12 protein-coding genes and 1 pseudogene are annotated in these 14,964 nt (G+C 69.5%); all 13 read right to left on the minus strand.

The annotated features are described in order from the left end of the window. Positions 1–31 precede the first annotated feature (31 nt). Positions 32–1,846 carry an IucA/IucC family protein gene (locus OHS59_RS28310; RefSeq protein ID WP_328496168.1) on the minus strand — a complete coding sequence of 605 codons (1,815 nt, stop codon included), beginning with the start codon at positions 1,844–1,846 and terminating at the stop codon, positions 32–34. Further along, positions 1,843–2,430: a GNAT family N-acetyltransferase gene (locus OHS59_RS28315; protein ID WP_328496169.1), complete on the minus strand. Its 588-nt coding sequence runs from the start codon at positions 2,428–2,430 to the stop codon at positions 1,843–1,845. Before OHS59_RS28315 ends, OHS59_RS28310 begins: the two co-directional genes overlap by 4 nt. Further along, a complete protein-coding gene (locus OHS59_RS28320; protein WP_328496170.1) occupies positions 2,427–3,737 on the minus strand; it encodes a lysine N(6)-hydroxylase/L-ornithine N(5)-oxygenase family protein in 1,311 nt (436 codons plus the stop codon). The genes OHS59_RS28315 and OHS59_RS28320 overlap by 4 nt, the downstream gene beginning before the upstream one ends. Beyond that, positions 3,721–5,163 (minus strand): lysine decarboxylase DesA, encoded by a 1,443-nt coding sequence (gene desA, locus OHS59_RS28325; protein ID WP_328496171.1) that lies wholly within the window; start codon positions 5,161–5,163, stop codon positions 3,721–3,723. The genes OHS59_RS28320 and desA overlap by 17 nt, the downstream gene beginning before the upstream one ends. A 213-nt stretch (positions 5,164–5,376) precedes the next feature. Next, positions 5,377–6,238: pseudogene (locus OHS59_RS28330) on the minus strand (siderophore-interacting protein). A gap of 212 nt (positions 6,239–6,450) precedes the next feature. Continuing rightward, entirely contained in the window at positions 6,451–7,497 is a 1,047-nt protein-coding gene (locus OHS59_RS28335) for an ABC transporter substrate-binding protein (protein WP_328496172.1), read from the minus strand. Positions 7,498–7,689: 192 nt separating this feature from the next. After that, a complete protein-coding gene (locus OHS59_RS28340; RefSeq protein WP_328496173.1) occupies positions 7,690–7,929 on the minus strand; it encodes a hypothetical protein in 240 nt (79 codons plus the stop codon). After that, the gene (locus OHS59_RS28345) at positions 7,929–8,567 is read right to left on the minus strand and encodes a hypothetical protein (protein ID WP_328496174.1); all 639 of its coding nucleotides are present in this window, start codon (positions 8,565–8,567) and stop codon (positions 7,929–7,931) included. Before OHS59_RS28345 ends, OHS59_RS28340 begins: the two co-directional genes overlap by 1 nt. 52 nt (positions 8,568–8,619) lie before the next feature. After that, positions 8,620–8,820: a DUF397 domain-containing protein gene (locus OHS59_RS28350; protein WP_328496175.1), complete on the minus strand. Its 201-nt coding sequence runs from the start codon at positions 8,818–8,820 to the stop codon at positions 8,620–8,622. Between the two features lie 134 nt (positions 8,821–8,954). Then, positions 8,955–10,115 (minus strand): acyl-CoA dehydrogenase family protein, encoded by a 1,161-nt coding sequence (locus tag OHS59_RS28355; RefSeq protein ID WP_328499399.1) that lies wholly within the window; start codon positions 10,113–10,115, stop codon positions 8,955–8,957. A gap of 11 nt (positions 10,116–10,126) precedes the next feature. After that, complete coding sequence (locus OHS59_RS28360; RefSeq protein WP_328496176.1) at positions 10,127–11,071, minus strand: hydroxymethylglutaryl-CoA lyase; 945 nt, start codon at positions 11,069–11,071, stop codon at positions 10,127–10,129. Then, positions 11,068–13,287 carry an acetyl/propionyl/methylcrotonyl-CoA carboxylase subunit alpha gene (locus OHS59_RS28365; protein WP_328496177.1) on the minus strand — a complete coding sequence of 740 codons (2,220 nt, stop codon included), beginning with the start codon at positions 13,285–13,287 and terminating at the stop codon, positions 11,068–11,070. The genes OHS59_RS28360 and OHS59_RS28365 overlap by 4 nt, the downstream gene beginning before the upstream one ends. A 38-nt stretch (positions 13,288–13,325) precedes the next feature. Further along, a complete protein-coding gene (locus OHS59_RS28370; protein ID WP_328496178.1) occupies positions 13,326–14,942 on the minus strand; it encodes a carboxyl transferase domain-containing protein in 1,617 nt (538 codons plus the stop codon). Positions 14,943–14,964 lie beyond the last annotated feature (22 nt).

Below are 14,964 nucleotides of genomic sequence, written 5' to 3' on the forward strand. Positions count from 1 at the left end.
CCGTGCGACCGGTGTTCGTGCGAACCGGCGACTACAGCCCGACTATGGGGTTCTTCAGGGTGCCGACGAGCTGGAGGGCCCCGGCGGGATCGGAGAGGTCGACCATCTGCTCGTTGTCGCGCAGCTGGAGCCGGTTGAGGCAGGACAGCGCGAACTCGGGCGCGAACATGTCGTACTGCCGGAACTTGTCCGCGAGTTCGGGCGCGGACGCCTGATAGTCGCGTACGCAGTCGGCGACGGTCCGCCAGAAGTCGTCCTCCTCGATGACGCCCTCGCCCGCCAGGTTCGCCGCCAGGAAGCGGAAGAAGCAGTCGAAGACGTCCGTGAAGATCGACAGGAGTTTTTTGTCCTCGGGGACGTCCACGCGCAGCCGCTCGACCGTCGGCGGGAGCACCGCGTCCGGGTCCATGACGGCGATCTCCTCGGCGATGTCCTTGTAGATCGCCCGCTCGACCACCCCGTCCTTGAGGACGAGGATGACGTTCTCGCCGTGCGGCATGAACACCAGGTCGTACGCGTAGAAGCTGTGCAGCAGCGGGGTGAAGTAGGCCCGGAGGTAGCGGCGGAGCCACTCGGCCGGCGTCAGGCCCGAGCGCTCGATCAGGGAGGCCGCGATCGAGGAGCCGTCGTGGTCCACGTGGACGAGCGAGGCCATGGTGGCCAGGGACTCGCCGTCCTGGAGCGAGGGGACGGGGCTCTCGCGCCACAGGGCGGCGAGCATTTTCCGGTACGGGGAGTAGCGGTCGGTGGCGGCCTCGTACTCCAGGTGCCGGTAGCCGACGGCCGCCCGCTCGCGGATGATCGACAGGCCGGTCGACTTCAACAGCGGGTCGTTGTCGATGAGTTGGGCGAGCCAGTCGTTGATGGCCGGGGTCGCCTCCATGTACGCGGCGGACAGGCCGCGCATGAAGCCCATGTTGATGACCGACAGGGCGGTCTTCACATAGTGCTTCTGGGGCTCGCTCTTGTTGAAGAACGTCCGGATCGACTGCTGGGCCAGGTACTCGTCGTCGCCCTCGCCCAGGCACACGAGGTGTTGCCGGGCGATCTCGGCGGCGAAGGTGACCGTCAGTTTGTTCCACCACTGCCAGGGGTGGACCGGGATGAAGAGGTAGTCGGCCGGGTCGAGGCCCTGGTCGCGGAGCGTGCCGTGGAAGCGGTCCACGGTCTCCTTGCCCAGCTCGTCCCGCAGGAACGACTCGTACTCGATGCCCACGCCCGCCGTGAACGCGGCCCGCGAGCGGTGCGCGGCCAGCCAGATGAGCCGTACCGGGCTCGCGGTCTCGGGCGCGTACGAGAGGTACTCGTGGATGCCGAAGCCGAGCCGGCCGTTGTTGGCGACGAAGCAGGGGTGGCCCTCGGTCATCCCCGTCTCGATCTCCTGGAAGCCGCTTCTCGCGAGTTCGGGGGAGGTGAGCTGGGGCTTGGTGAGCTTGTAGCAGGTGCCGGAGAGGGTGGAGGAGATCTCCTCCAGGTAGACCGGCAGCACCTGGTCGCTCAGGCCGAGTGATTTTTTCAGCTCGATGAAGAAGTCCAGTGCGGCGAGCGGGAGTTCGGCGCCGTCGCGGCTGCGGGTGATCGACTCGGCGTCGACCTGCCAGTGGTCGAGGGCGCGGCGGGTGGCGGTGAAGCGGTAGCGGGTCAGGCCGTCGTCGCTGCGGACGGCGTACTCACCTTTTTTGCCGCTGAGGCCGCCGTTGCCGTCCTGGCCGCCGTCGCCGTCGACCGTCTCGGGGGTGATGAGGCGTTCGTGGGCGAACTCGGCGAGGGCTTTGCGGATGAGGAGGCGGTTGGCCCGGGCCCAGCGGTGGGGGGACAGATGCGCCACGGCGTCGGACAGGGTCACAGGGAAACTCCTCGGGTGGCCGAACTGTGCCGGTTCAGGAACTGCTCGCGCGTGCAGAAGGACAGCAGCGCGCGCTTCTCCGGCTTCTCGATCTCGCGCTCCGGGACGAAGCCGACGGCCTCGTTCAGCGCGTGTACCGCCTCGTTGGTGACATCGGGCTCGACGACGACCCGGCGGGTGCGGGGGTCGGCGAACAGCTCGGTCATCACGGCGGTGATGACGGCCCGGGTGAAGCCGTGCACGGGCCGGTCGGTGGGGGCGACCAGGAAGTGCATGCCGACGTCACCGGGCTCGGGCTCGTACAGCCCGACCAGCTCGATGTACCGGGGGTCGTACTTCTCCATCAGGAACGCGGGCCGGCCGTCGTGCAGGCCGAGATACGCGTGGTGGTGCTCGTTGGCCGCGATGGCCATGTACTCGCGCTCCACGTCCTGGAGTTTCGCGTCCTGCATCATCCAGAACGCGGCCTTGGGGTCGGTCACCCAGGAGTGCAGCAGCTCGGCGTCCTTGAGGGGGTCGAGCGGGCGGACGGTGAGGACACCGACCTCGCTCCCGGCCCCCGTGGAGGCTCCGGCGGCGCTCATACGGCGAACTCCTGGAACGCGATGGACTTCTCCACCGGGTAGTACTCGGTGCCGAGCAGTTCCCGGATGATGTACGCGTTGCGGTACGCGCCCATGCCGAGGTCCGGTGACGTGATCGAGTGGGTGTGGACGCCGGCGTTCTGCAGGAAGATCCCGCGGCCGGTGGTGTCGATGGCGTAGTTGCGCGCCACGTCGTGGTTGCCCTGCTCGTCGTAGCGGATCCGGTCGCGCACGGGCTTCAGGAACTCCGGCTCCACGTACTGGTAGCCGGTCGCCAGGATCAGGCCCTCGGACTGCAGCTCGTAGTCCGTCTCCTGCTCCTCCTGACGCAGCCCCAGGGTGTACGTGCCGTTCTCGTAACTCGCCTCTTTCAGGGCCGAGTTGGAGAGCAGGCGGGTGGGGACCGGGCCGCCGAGGTTCTTCTGGTAGAGCAGGTCGAAGATCGAGTCGATCAGCTCCCCGTCGATGCCCTTGAACAGGCCCTTCTGCTCCGTCCGGAGGCGGTAGCGGGTCCGCTCGGGCAGCGCGTGGAAGTAGTCGATGTACTCCGGGGAGGTCATCTCCAGCGTGAGCTTGGTGTACTCCAGCGGGAAGAACCGCGGGGAGCGCGTGACCCAGTTCAGCCGGTAGCCGTGGACATCGATCTCGCTCAGCAGGTCGTAGTAGATCTCGGCGGCTGACTGCCCGCTGCCGACCAGCGTGATCGACTTCTTGGCCTGCAGCTCCCGCTTGTGCTGCTGGTAGCGGGAGTTGTGGATGAAGTCCCCGCCGAGGTCCGCGCAGGCCTCCGGGATGTACGGGGGAGTGCCGGTGCCCAGGACGAGGTGCCGGGCACGGTACTCGTCACCGGCGGTGGTCCGGACGACGTACACCTCGTTCCCGTCCTCGTACGTCACCTCCGCGACCGTCGTGCTGAAGCGGACGCTGGAGAGTTTCGAGGCGGCCCAGCGGCAGTAGTCGTCGTACTCGACGCGCAGCGGGTAGAAGTTCTCGCGTATGTAGAACGAGTACAGACGGCCCGATTCCTTCAGGTAGTTGAGGAAGGAGTACGGGGACGTCGGGTCGGCCAGGGTGACCAGGTCCGACATGAACGGGGTCTGGAGGTGCGCGCCCTCCAGGAACATCCCGGAGTGCCATTCGAAGTCCGGCTTGGACTCCAGGAAGACACCGTCGAGTTCGTCGATCGGCTCGGTGAGGCAGGCGAGGCCGAGGTTGAAGGGGCCCAGCCCGATGCCGATGAAATCGTGCGTCCGCGAGAGGGAATCAGAGGCCTCGACGGACTCAGCGGGTTCAGGAAGCGCGGTCAAGGGACTCTCCAAGGTACTGCTCGGCGTGGCCGGCGATCAGGTCGAGCACGGCGGAGATGTCGTCCGTCGTGGTCTCGGGGTTGAGCAGGGTGAACTTCAGGAAGTGACGGCCGCCGACCTTCGTACCCGCGACCACCGCGTCGCCGGAGGCGAACAGCGCCTTGCGGGCGTACAGGTTGGCGCGGTCGATCTCGGCCGGGTCGGTGACGGCGGCCGGGATGTAGCGGAAGACGAGGGTGGAGAGGGACGGCGCGACCACCACGTCGTACCGCGGGTCGGCGGCGAGCAGCTTCCAGCCCTCCTCCGCCAGGTCGCAGACCTCGTCGAAGAGCTGGCCGATGCCGTCGGCGCCCATCACCCGCAGCGTCATCCACAGCTTGAGGGCATCGAAACGGCGGGTGGTCTGCAGGGACTTGTCGACCTGGTTGGGGATGCGCTCCTGCACCATGCGCTGCGGGTTGAGGTACTCCGCGTAGTAGGTGGCGTGGCGCAGAGTGGCCGCGTCGCGGACCAGGACGGCGGACGAACTCACCGGCTGGAAGAAGGACTTGTGGTAGTCCACGGTCACGGAGTCGGCGCGCTCGATGCCGTCGATACGGTCCCGGTTCTTCAGGGACGCGAGCAGCCCGCAGCCGTACGCCGCGTCCACGTGCAGCCAGGCGCCGAACTGCTCGCACAGCTCGGCGATCTCGGGCAGCGGGTCGATGGAACCGAAGTCGGTGGTGCCGGCGGTGGCGACGACGGCCATCGGGACCAGGCCGTCGCGCCTGCAGCGCTCCAGCTCGTGGGCGAGCGCGACCGTCTGCATGCGCTTGTCGCTGCCGACGGGGACGGTGACCACGGAGTCCTGGCTCAGGCCGAGGAGTTTCGCCGACTTCTTGACGCTGAAGTGGCTCGCCTCGGAGGCGAAGATGCGCAGTTTGGCGAACGAGTCGGTCTTCGCCTCCTCGCGGGCGAGCAGCAGCGCCTGGAGGTTGGACTGCGAACCGCCGGAGGTGAACACGCCGTCGGCGGAGCAGCCGAACCCGATGCGCTCGTTGGTCCAGTCGATGAGCCTGCGCTCGATGAGGGTGCCGCCGGCCGACTGGTCCCAGGTGTCGAGGGAGGAGTTGACGGCGGAGAGGACCGCCTCGCCGACCACCGCGGGTATGACCACCGGGCAGTTGAGGTGGGCGAGGTAGCGGGGGTGGTGGAAGTAGATCGCGTCCCGGAGGTAGACGTCCTCCAGCTCGTCGAGCACCGCGCTGGTGTCGTGCAGCGGCTTGTCGAGGTCGATCCGGTCGATGCGGGGGGCGAGGGTGTCGACCGTGACACCGGTGAACGGACGGTCGGTGGTGGCGAGTTTGGCCGCCACCCGCTCTATTCCTTCGGTCACGGAACGGCGGTACCGATCCGCGGTCGTGTCATTGAGCAGGTGCGAGCGCATGGGGGAGTCCTCCGGGGGCAGGAGAGGGACGGGCGCAGACGGGAGACGTGGGGGGCTGCGATGAACTTAGGTTAGCCTAACCTAAGTTCCTGTGTGAACCCTGCCCCCACTCGTCACTCTGTGACGCATACCTCTCTCTGAGTCACGCGGCTCCGCGTCGTGCGGCTCTGCCTCATGCGGATGCGCGCTGCCCGTCGGTGTGTCACACGAGGGCTAGGCGGCCTGTGCGCGCAGTTGCTCCTCGCTGAGCCCGCGCCGCCAGTAGCCGACGAACGTGACCCGCGTGCGGTCGAACTCCCGCTCCCGTACGAGGTGGCGCCGCAGCTCCTTCACGCAGCCTGCCTCGCCCGCGATCCAGGCGTACGGGGCGTCGGCCGCGGGGAGTCGGGCGGCGCGGATGGCCTCCACCGCGCTGGGGGCGCCCTCGTCGCGTACGAGCCAGGTGATCTCGGCGTCGACCCCGGCGGGGGGGCGCGTGGCGGTCGCCCGCGTGCGGGACCTCCAGCCAGACGCGGGCCCTCGTCCCGGCCGGCAGGGTCTCCAGGATGGCCGAGGCGGCGGGCAGGGCCGTCTCGTCGGCCCAGAGGAGGACGAGGTCGGCGTCGGCGGGCGGGCGGAAGCGGATGGCTCCGTTGTCGGCGACGGAGGGGCCGAGTAGTACGGCCCGGTCGCCGGGGCCCGCGTCGGCCGCCCAGCGTGAGGCCGGGCCCGCGGGGGTGGCGGCGCCGGGCTCCGTGCCGTGCAGGACGAAGTCGATGTCGACCTCGGTGGTGGTTCCGTGGGCGTCCTGGCGCAGAGCGCGGAGCGTGTACGAGCGCATGACCGCGCGGATGTCTTCGGGGGTGTCGATCCAGGCCTGGCGCCAGCCGTCGCCGTACTCCACGGGAGGCATGACGGGCTCGGTCTGCCCCGGGCGGGGGAGGAAGAGGGTGAGGCTCTGGTCGCGGCCGTCCGAGGCGAAGGCACTCAGCTCCGGGCCGGTGAAGGTGACGCGGAGGAGGGAGGGGGTCAGGCGCCTCGTCCTTGCCACCTGGAGGGTGAACATGCGGTATGGGGTGGCTGTGGCCGTGGGCATGCGTACTCCTTCGCTCCGCGGGGGGTGGGGTTTGGGGGCGCGGGGTGCGTTGCTCGGCTGCGGACCGGTGAGGGCTGGTCGCGCCGTTCCCCGCGCCCCTGCGGGCTGCGCCCCCTAAAGGCGAAAGACAAAAGATTGCGCCGTTCCCCGCGCCCCTGAAAGCTGAAAGGCAAAAGATTGCGCCGTTCCCCGCGCCCCCAAAAAAAAGGGACTCAGGCGACCTTCTTGGCCTTTTCTATGGCCTCGGCGAGGTTGTTGAGCATGGGGGTGCACTTGGCGTAGGAGAGGATCGGCTCGGGGGTGCGGCCGATGACCTGGCCGGCCTTCACGGCGGGCAGCTTCTTCCAGGTCGCCTCGGTGATGTCGGCGGGCTGGATGGTCGCGGTGCGGTCGTCCATGATGATGATGTCGGCCGGGTACTTGTCGACGTTCTCCCAGCTCAGGTTCTCGAACCAACCGCCGCTGGCCTTGAGGACCTTGGCCGGCGGCTCGACGATGTTCACCCCGAGGGCCTTGAAGTACTCCAGGTCGATGGAGAGGTTCGAGCCGGACACGTAGAAGATGTCCTGGCTGGCGGAACCGGCGAGAACCTTGATCTCCGGGCGGGCCTTGGCGGCGGCGCGCAGACGCTCGGCGGCCTTCTCGAAGTTCTTCTTCGCCTCGACGGTCTTGGCGGCCTTCACATCGGCGCCCAGCGACTCGGCGAGCGCGTACATGCGCTCCAGCGGCTTCGGCAGCTGGCGGTCGTAGACGGAGATGCCGACGCTCGGGGCGAGCTTCGCGATTTTGTCCTTGGACTCGGCGGGGACGTACCAGAGGGTGCCGGCGTCGTCGAACATCGTGGTGAGCAGGACGTCCGGGGCCAGCGTCGCGTACTTCTCGACGTTGAACGCGCCGTACACGTTGCCGAGGACCGTCAGCTTGCTGACGTCCATGTCGCCGGCCTGGACGTCAGCCTTGCCGTCCTCGGTCTTGGTCGGGCCGAAGACGCCCTTGACCTCGATGCCGTAGTCGAAGAGGGCGGCGGCGACACCGGTGAACGCGACGATGTTCGCCGGGATCTTGTCGAGCTTCACGGTCTCGTCGCGGTCGTCCTTGAACGTCCAGGGACCGGACTCGGCGGCCTTCGTCCCGTCCGCCGAGCCACCGCTTTTCGCGTCGTCGTCACCGCAGGCGGCGAGAACGGCACCGAGGCCGAGGGCGCCGCCGGCGGCGAGGATGCCGCGGCGGGAGAGACGGGTGGCACGGGCGTTGGACATGGCGTGGCTGCTTTCGAACAGGGCGGATGACCCACCGGGACAGGTGCGAAGGTAGGTTAGCCTAACCTTTGTCTATGTCCAGGAGGTGGGGTTCCACCTGCAGAAACGCCTGCGCGGCTCGCGGGAGTTGCCTATGAGCGGGCTGTGCGAACCGGGATGGGGGAGCTGCGCCATCCCTGCCGGCTTCGGCGGCTACATGTCCGCGAACAGCTCTTCCATGCCGGTGGCTGTGACCGCCCGGTCGAACCAGACGCCGAGGGTCTCCAGATCGGTGCAGCCGGTGATGCGCTCGTGGGCGGCCTCGGGGACGTCGATGCCGCGGAGGGTGAGGAGACGGAGGATGTCCTCGGTCCGGCTCTGAGCCACCCCTTTGTTGATGGACTCCTCAATGATGGTTCCGCTGCCGGGGAAGCGACTGGTGTATGTGGCCATCAAGTTCCTCCATAGTGCGCGCGTCCGGGGGTCGCCCAGACCGATCTCGATGAATTCCGCCCAGTCCTTCGCGGCTTGGCCGCCGGTGTCGACGAGTGCCGTCGCCAGAGCGTCCAGTATCGCAGGGAGAGCGGGATCCTTGGCGTGGGTAGTACTGAGAAGGCCGAGAGGCCGAGGTCTTGTGCCGCCTCGTCCGGGTCGATGATCGCGGGGAGGTTGTCAGGCCCCAGGACCAGTGGGAAGACAGCGATGCTGGTGTGAGTGGACGGGCCGATACGGATGGGCTCGGCCGCCCAGGATGCGGTGGACTTGTCTTGGCAGATGACAAGGAGGACCGGGGGCAGCTCGTACTTGGCGTATAGATGTGCCAGGTAGTACGTCCAGCTGTTGAGCTTGTCCGGGTCCCGGCGTCCCTGCATCTCGATGGCGAGCAGGTAGCTTCCGCTGTTCGCCGTGTCGACCCGTAACAGGGTGTCCACGCGTCGTTCGAGCGGCCTGATCTCGGTGAGATCGGTGTCCAGGAGCTGGACGTCCGTGGGTTCGGGGAGAGTGATGCCGGCCTTCGGGAGGGCCCGGGCGAACAGCCGGGGGTCCTCCCTGAAGATCTGATGCAACGCCTCATGTGGTGAGCTGACCATGCGACGGAACGTAGCGAGCTGCGCTGCCGGCGGACGGGTGAATGGCGTGCGTTCAGTCGTACGCGTGATTTTGCCTCTGGCCTATGCCAAGCATGCGTATCAGGGCGGCGAGCTGGCGGGGGCCGGTGGTGAGGATGGTTTCCGGGTCGTCGCTCTCCCGGAGGAGGATCGTTCCGGTGGTGGGGGTGGCCAGGTAGACACAGGAGGACCCCGTCTCGCTGTACGTGGACTTCTGCCATTGCGGGGTGGACACGGGGCGACTTCGAGCTGGACACGTCCGGGTTCTTCGTCCGCGCGGCCGACGGGAACGCGGAAGGCGCGCGGGGCGCGTGAAGGCCGGGTGCCGACGGTCCGCGTAGGAGATCGACGCGGACCGAGTGGGACGGGTCAGCCCGTCAGGCCCAGCTCCCTTGCGATCAGCATGCGCTGGACCTCGCTCGTGCCCTCGCCGATTTCCAGGATCTTGGAGTCGCGCCACATGCGGGCCACCGGGTACTCGTTCATGAAGCCGTAGCCGCCGTGGATTTGGGTGGCGTCACGGGCGTTGTCGACGGCGATCGTGGAGGAGTGGAGCTTGGCCAGGGCCGCCTCCTTCTTGAAGGGCTCGCCCGCCACCAGGCGGGAGGCCGCGTCGCGCCAGGCCAGGCGGGCCGTGTACGCCCGCATCTCCATGTCCGCGATCTTGAACTGGATCGCCTGGTTCGCGCCGATCGGGCGGCCGAAGGCGTGGCGTTCTTTTGCGTATTTCACCGACTCGTCCACGCAGCCCTGGGCCAGGCCTGTCGCGAGCGCCGCGATGGCGATGCGGCCCTCGTCCAGGATGCGGAGGAACTGCGCGTAACCGCGACCCTCTTCGCCGAGCAGGTTCGCGGCCGGGACGCGGACGTCCGCGAAGGACAGTTCGCGGGTGTCCGAGGCGTTCCAGCCGACCTTGGAGTAGGGGGCGGCCACCGTGAAGCCCGGGGTGCCGGACGGGACGATGATCGAGGAGATCCGCGGCCCCCCGTCGGGCTTGCGGCCCGTCACCGCCGTGACCGTCACCAGGCCCGTGATGTCCGTGCCCGAGTTGGTGATGAAGCACTTGGAGCCGTTGATCACCCATTCGTTCGTCGCCTCGTCCAGGCGGGCCGTCGTGCGCGTCGCGCCCGCGTCCGAGCCGCCGTCCGGCTCGGTCAGGCCGAACGCGCCCAGCAACTCGCCCGAGCAGAGGCGGGGCAGCCACTCCGCCTTCTGTTCCGGGGTCCCGAAGAGGTGGATCGGCATCGCGCCGAGCGAGACCCCCGCCTCCAGGGTGATCGCCACCGAGGAGTCCACGCGGGCCAGTTCTTCCAGGACGATGCCCAGCGCCAGGTAGTCGCCGCCCATGCCGCCGTACTCCTCCGGGAACGGCAGCCCGAACAGGCCCATCCGGCCCATCTCACGGACGATCTCGTACGGGAACTCGTGCCGCTCGTAGAAGTCCCCGATCTTCGGTGCCACGACATCGCGGGCGAACTCGGCGACCGTGCGCCGCAGTTCGTCGAGTTCGGGGGAGAGGCGGTGGTCCAGAGGCATGGTGGTCACTCCTTGTGGGAGAGGGCGCGGACGGTGCGGGACGGGCTGGGTCGGCCCAGTCGTTCGGCCATCCACACGCTTGTGGCGGTGAGGAGGGCGAGGTCGACCCCGGTGTCGATGCCGAGGCCCGTCAGCATCCATACGAGGTCTTCGGTGGCGAGGTTGCCGGTGGCGCTCTTCGCATACGGGCAGCCGCCGAGGCCGCCCGCGGAGGCGTCCACGGTCGTCACGCCGTGCTGGAGCGCGGCCAGGGTGTTGGAGAGGGCCTGGCCGTAGGTGTCGTGGAAGTGCACGCCGAGGGAAGGGGTGGGGATGTTCTCTTCGTTGAGCGCCGTCAGGAGCGCGGTCACGTGTCCCGGCGTCGCCACGCCGATCGTGTCGCCGAGGCTCAGCTCGTCACAGCCCAAGTCGAGCAGGGCCCGGCAGACCCGTACCACCTGGGCGACCGGCACCGGGCCCTCCCACGGGTCCCCGAAGCACATGGAGAGGTAGCCGCGCACGTGGGCGTCCTGCGCCTTGGCCCGGGTCACCACCGGCTCGAACATCGCCAGTGCCTCGTCGACGGTCCGGTTGAGGTTGGCCTTGGCGAAGGACTCCGTGGCGCTGGCGAAGACCGCGATACGGGTCGCGCCGAGAGCCAGGGCGCGGTCCAGGCCGCGTTCGTTCGGTACGAGGACGGGGAGGTGCGGGGCCGCCTCCTTCACGAGGGGGAAGAGCTGCTCCGCGTCCGCCAGTTGGGGCACCCACTTGGGGTGGACGAAGCTCGTCGCCTCGATGGTGGTGAGGCCCGCGGCGGCAAGGCGGTGGATGAACTCCGCCTTCGTCTCCGTCGGGACGGTCGCCTTCTCGTTCTGCAGGCCGTCGCGGGCGCCGACCTCGTGGATACGGACCCTGGCGGGCAGGCCTTCGGCGGGTACGGCCATGGGCAGGCCGAGTTCGGGGGTCGTCATGCCCGCTCCTCCTGCGATGCCGCCGGTTCCTGCGATGTCGCCGGTTCCCGCGGCGCGATCACGGCCAGGACCTGGTCCATGGCGACCGTCGTGCCCGGGGTGACGTCCAGCTCGGTGACGGTGCCCGCGTGCGGGGCGGAGATGACGTGCTCCATCTTCATCGCCTCCACCACCAACAGGCTCTGCCCGGCGCTCACTTCGTCCCCGACGGTGACCTTCACGACGGTCACCGTGCCGGGCATGGGGGCGGTGAGGGAGTCCGCGCCGGCGTGCGCCGCACCGGTGAGGGAGGCGGCGACGGGGTCGTGGTCCTGCACGTTCCACGCGTCGCCTTCACGGCCGATCCAGGTGTCGGAGTGGTGGAAGGTGTGGGTCTGGCCGTCCAGGTGCAGGGTGAGGGTGGAGGGGCTTTTTTCTTCCCCAGCCCCGCCCCTTCCCGAAACCGGGGGCAAGCCCCCGGACCTCCAAAGAGCTTGGGCTGCGCCGCCCGTCACCCAGTGGGTATCGGCTGCGGTCGCAGCCCCGCCGATCGGCCCCGCCGCGTCGCCGGTGCCCGCGCTGTCCAGTCTGACCTCTGTGCCGGCCCCCGTGCTTCGTACTCTGACCGTCACCGGGTCATGCCCAGGCACCCGTACATGGTGCACCGTCCAGGCCGCCTCGCCGCCCAGGCGCCAGCCGCTCGGCACGGAGAACGGATCGGTCCACCCATCCAGCCCGTCCGGCGTTTGAGGACGAGGCCGTTCAGGCCGAAGGGGGGTCCGGGGGCGCAGCCCCTGGTTTCGGGAAGGGGCGGGGCTGGGGAAGAGAGCCGCCTGCCGCAGCAACCCACCCGCCACGTACACCTCACCGGGGACCGACGCCGAGACCAGCCCCTCCACCTCCCGCTCCACCAGCCCGGTGTCCAGCTCGCCCGCCACCACCGCCGGATGCGCCAGCAGCCTCCGAAGGAACCCCGCGTTCGTCTGGACGCCCAGCGTCACCGTCCGCGCCAGGGCCGCGCGGAGGCGGCGCAGGGCCGTCGCCCGGTCCGGCCCGTACGCGATGACCTTGGACAGCATCGGGTCGTACAGCGAGCCGACCTCCGTGCCCTCGGTGAGGCCCGAGTCGGTGCGGACGCCGTCGCCCTGGGGCTCGTACAGGCGCAGGACCGTGCCGCCGGACGGCAGGAAGCCCCGCGCGGGGTCCTCCGCGCAGATGCGGGCCTCCACCGCGTGCCCGGTGAACGTCACGTCCTCCTGGGCGAAACCGAGCCGCTCGCCCGCCGCCACTCGCAACTGCCACTCCACCAGGTCGATCCCCGTGATCAGCTCGGTCACCGGGTGCTCGACCTGGAGGCGGGTGTTCATCTCCATGAAGTAGTAGGAAGCCGGGTCGTTGCCGGGGACGATGAACTCCACCGTGCCCGCGCCCGAGTAGCCGCAGGAGCGGGCCGCCTGGACGGCCGCCTCGCCCATCGCGGCACGGGTCTTCTCGTCGAGGAACACGCTCGGCGCCTCCTCGATGATCTTCTGGTGCCGGCGCTGGAGGGAGCACTCGCGCTCGCCCAGGTGCACCACGTTCCCGTGGCCGTCCGCCAGGACCTGGATCTCGATGTGCCGGGGGCGGTCGACCCACCGTTCGACGAGGAGGGTGTCGTCGCCGAAGGAGGCGCGGGCCTCGCGGCGCGCGGCGGCGATCTCGTCCGCGAGCAGGGCGGCGTCCCGCACCAGGCGCATGCCCTTGCCGCCACCGCCCGCCGACGGCTTCAGCAGGACCGGCATGCCGATCTCCCGCGCGGAGTCGGCCAGTTCGGCGTCCGTGAGCCCGCTGCCCGACGAGCCCGGTACCACCGGGACCCCGGCCGCCCGCACCGTCTCCTTGGCGCGGATCTTGTCGCCCATGAGCGAGATCGCGTCCGTCGGGGGGCCGATGAAGACCAGGCCCGCTTCCGTGCAGGCCCGTGCGAAGTCCGCGTTCTCCGCGAGGAAGCCGTAGCCCGGGTGCACCGCCTGGGCGCCCGAGCGCGCGGCGGCCTCCAGCAGGCGCTCCGCCGACAGATAGCTCTCGGCGGCCGGGGCCGGGCCGATCCGTACCGCCGTGTCCGCCTCGCGCACGTGCCGGGCGTCGGCGTCCGCGTCGGAGAAGACGGCCACCGAGCGCACGCCCAGCGACCGCAGTGTCCGGATGACCCGGACGGCGATCTCGCCCCGATTGGCCACAAGCACCGTGTCGAACATCGTCGCGGGTCCCCTCATATCCGTACCCATCCGTCCCCTCACATCCGGAACACGCCGAACTGGGGGTCACCCAGCGGCGCGTTCGCACAGGCGGTCAGGGCGAGTCCCAGTACCTGCCGGGTCTCCATCGGGTCGATCACACCGTCGTCCCAGAGCCGGGCCGTCGCGTAGTAGGCGTTGCCCTGGGTCTCGTACTGGTCGCGGATCGGGGCCTTGAAGGCCTCTTCCTCGTCCGCCGGCCAGGACTCGCCCCGGCCCTCCAGCTGGTCGCGCTTGACCGTCGCGAGGACGGAGGCGGCCTGCTCGCCGCCCATCACGGAGATCTTGGCGTTCGGCCACATCCACAGGAAGCGGGGCGAGTACGCCCGGCCGCACATCGAGTAGTTGCCCGCGCCGTACGAGCCGCCGACCACGACCGTCAGCTTCGGTACGCGCGTGCAGGCCACCGCGGTGACCATCTTCGCGCCGTGCTTGGCGATGCCCCCGGCCTCGTACTGGCGGCCCACCATGAAGCCCGAGATGTTCTGCAGGAAGACGAGAGGGATGCCGCGCTGGTCGCACAGCTCGATGAAGTGGGCGCCCTTCTGGGCGGACTCGGAGAACAGGATGCCGTTGTTGGCGACGATCCCGACCGGGTGCCCGTGGATGTGGGCGAAGCCGGTGACGAGCGTCTGGCCGAACTCCGACTTGAACTCCGCGAAGCGTGAGCCGTCCACCACGCGCGCGATGACCTCGCGTACGTCGTAGGGGGTGCGGGAGTCGACCGGCACCGCGCCGTACAGCCCGGCAGGGTCCACCTTCGGCTCGACGCCCTGGGTGACCGACCAGGGCAGGGGGCCTCGGTCGGGGAGGGTGGAGACGATCGTGCGGACGATGCGCAACGCGTGCGCGTCGTCCTCCGCCAGGTGGTCCGTGACGCCGGAGATCCGCGAGTGGACCTCGCCGCCGCCCAGCTCCTCCGCCGTGACGACCTCGCCGGTCGCGGCCTTCACGAGAGGCGGCCCGCCCAGGAAGATCGTGCCCTGGCCCCGCACGATGACGGCCTCGTCGCTCATCGCCGGGACGTACGCCCCGCCGGCCGTGCACGAGCCGAGGACCGCCGCGATCTGGGGAATGCCCGCGCCCGACATCCGGGCCTGGTTGTAGAAGATCCGGCCGAAGTGCTCGCGGTCGGGGAAGACCTCGTCCTGCATGGGGAGGAAGGCGCCGCCCGAGTCCACCAGATAGACGCAGGGGAGGCGGTTCTCCAGCGCCACCTCCTGGGCGCGCAGGTGCTTCTTCACCGTCATCGGGTAGTACGTGCCGCCCTTGACCGTGGCGTCGTTGGCGACCACCACGCACTCGCGGCCCGCGACCCGGCCGATACCGGCGATGACGCCCGCCGCCGGGGCCTGCCCCTCGTAGAGCCCGTCGGCCGCCAGCGGGGCCAGCTCCAGGAACGGTGAGCCGGGGTCCAGCAGTGTGTCCACGCGGTCGCGCGGCAGCAGCTTGCCGCGGGCGGTGTGCCGGGCGCGGGCCCGCTCACCCCCGCCGAGCCGGGCCGCGGCGAGCTTGTGGCGCAGCTCGTCGACGAGCGCCCGATGTGCCGCCTCGTTGCCCCGCCAGGCCTCCGACGCGGGATCGGCCGCGCTGTGGAGCTCCGGTGCCTCGTGCATCCTGCGGTCCCCTCACCCGGTG

It is taken from the genome of Streptomyces sp. NBC_00414 (genome assembly GCF_036038375.1).
GTDB lineage: Bacteria > Actinomycetota > Actinomycetes > Streptomycetales > Streptomycetaceae > Streptomyces.

Excerpts from the sequence above, each read along its gene's own strand:
- OHS59_RS28315 (WP_328496169.1), bottom strand. The coding sequence starts at position 2,430 with ATGAGCGCCGCCGGAGCCTCCACGGGGGCCGGGAGCGAGGTCGGTGTC.
- desA (WP_328496171.1), bottom strand. The coding sequence starts at position 5,163 with ATGCGCTCGCACCTGCTCAATGACACGACCGCGGATCGGTACCGCCGT.
- OHS59_RS28335 (WP_328496172.1), bottom strand. The coding sequence starts at position 7,497 with ATGTCCAACGCCCGTGCCACCCGTCTCTCCCGCCGCGGCATCCTCGCC.
- OHS59_RS28340 (WP_328496173.1), bottom strand. The coding sequence starts at position 7,929 with ATGGCCACATACACCAGTCGCTTCCCCGGCAGCGGAACCATCATTGAG.
- OHS59_RS28345 (WP_328496174.1), bottom strand. The coding sequence starts at position 8,567 with ATGGTCAGCTCACCACATGAGGCGTTGCATCAGATCTTCAGGGAGGAC.
- OHS59_RS28360 (WP_328496176.1), bottom strand. The coding sequence starts at position 11,071 with ATGACGACCCCCGAACTCGGCCTGCCCATGGCCGTACCCGCCGAAGGC.
- OHS59_RS28365 (WP_328496177.1), bottom strand. The coding sequence starts at position 13,287 with ATGTTCGACACGGTGCTTGTGGCCAATCGGGGCGAGATCGCCGTCCGG.
- OHS59_RS28370 (WP_328496178.1), bottom strand. The coding sequence starts at position 14,942 with ATGCACGAGGCACCGGAGCTCCACAGCGCGGCCGATCCCGCGTCGGAG.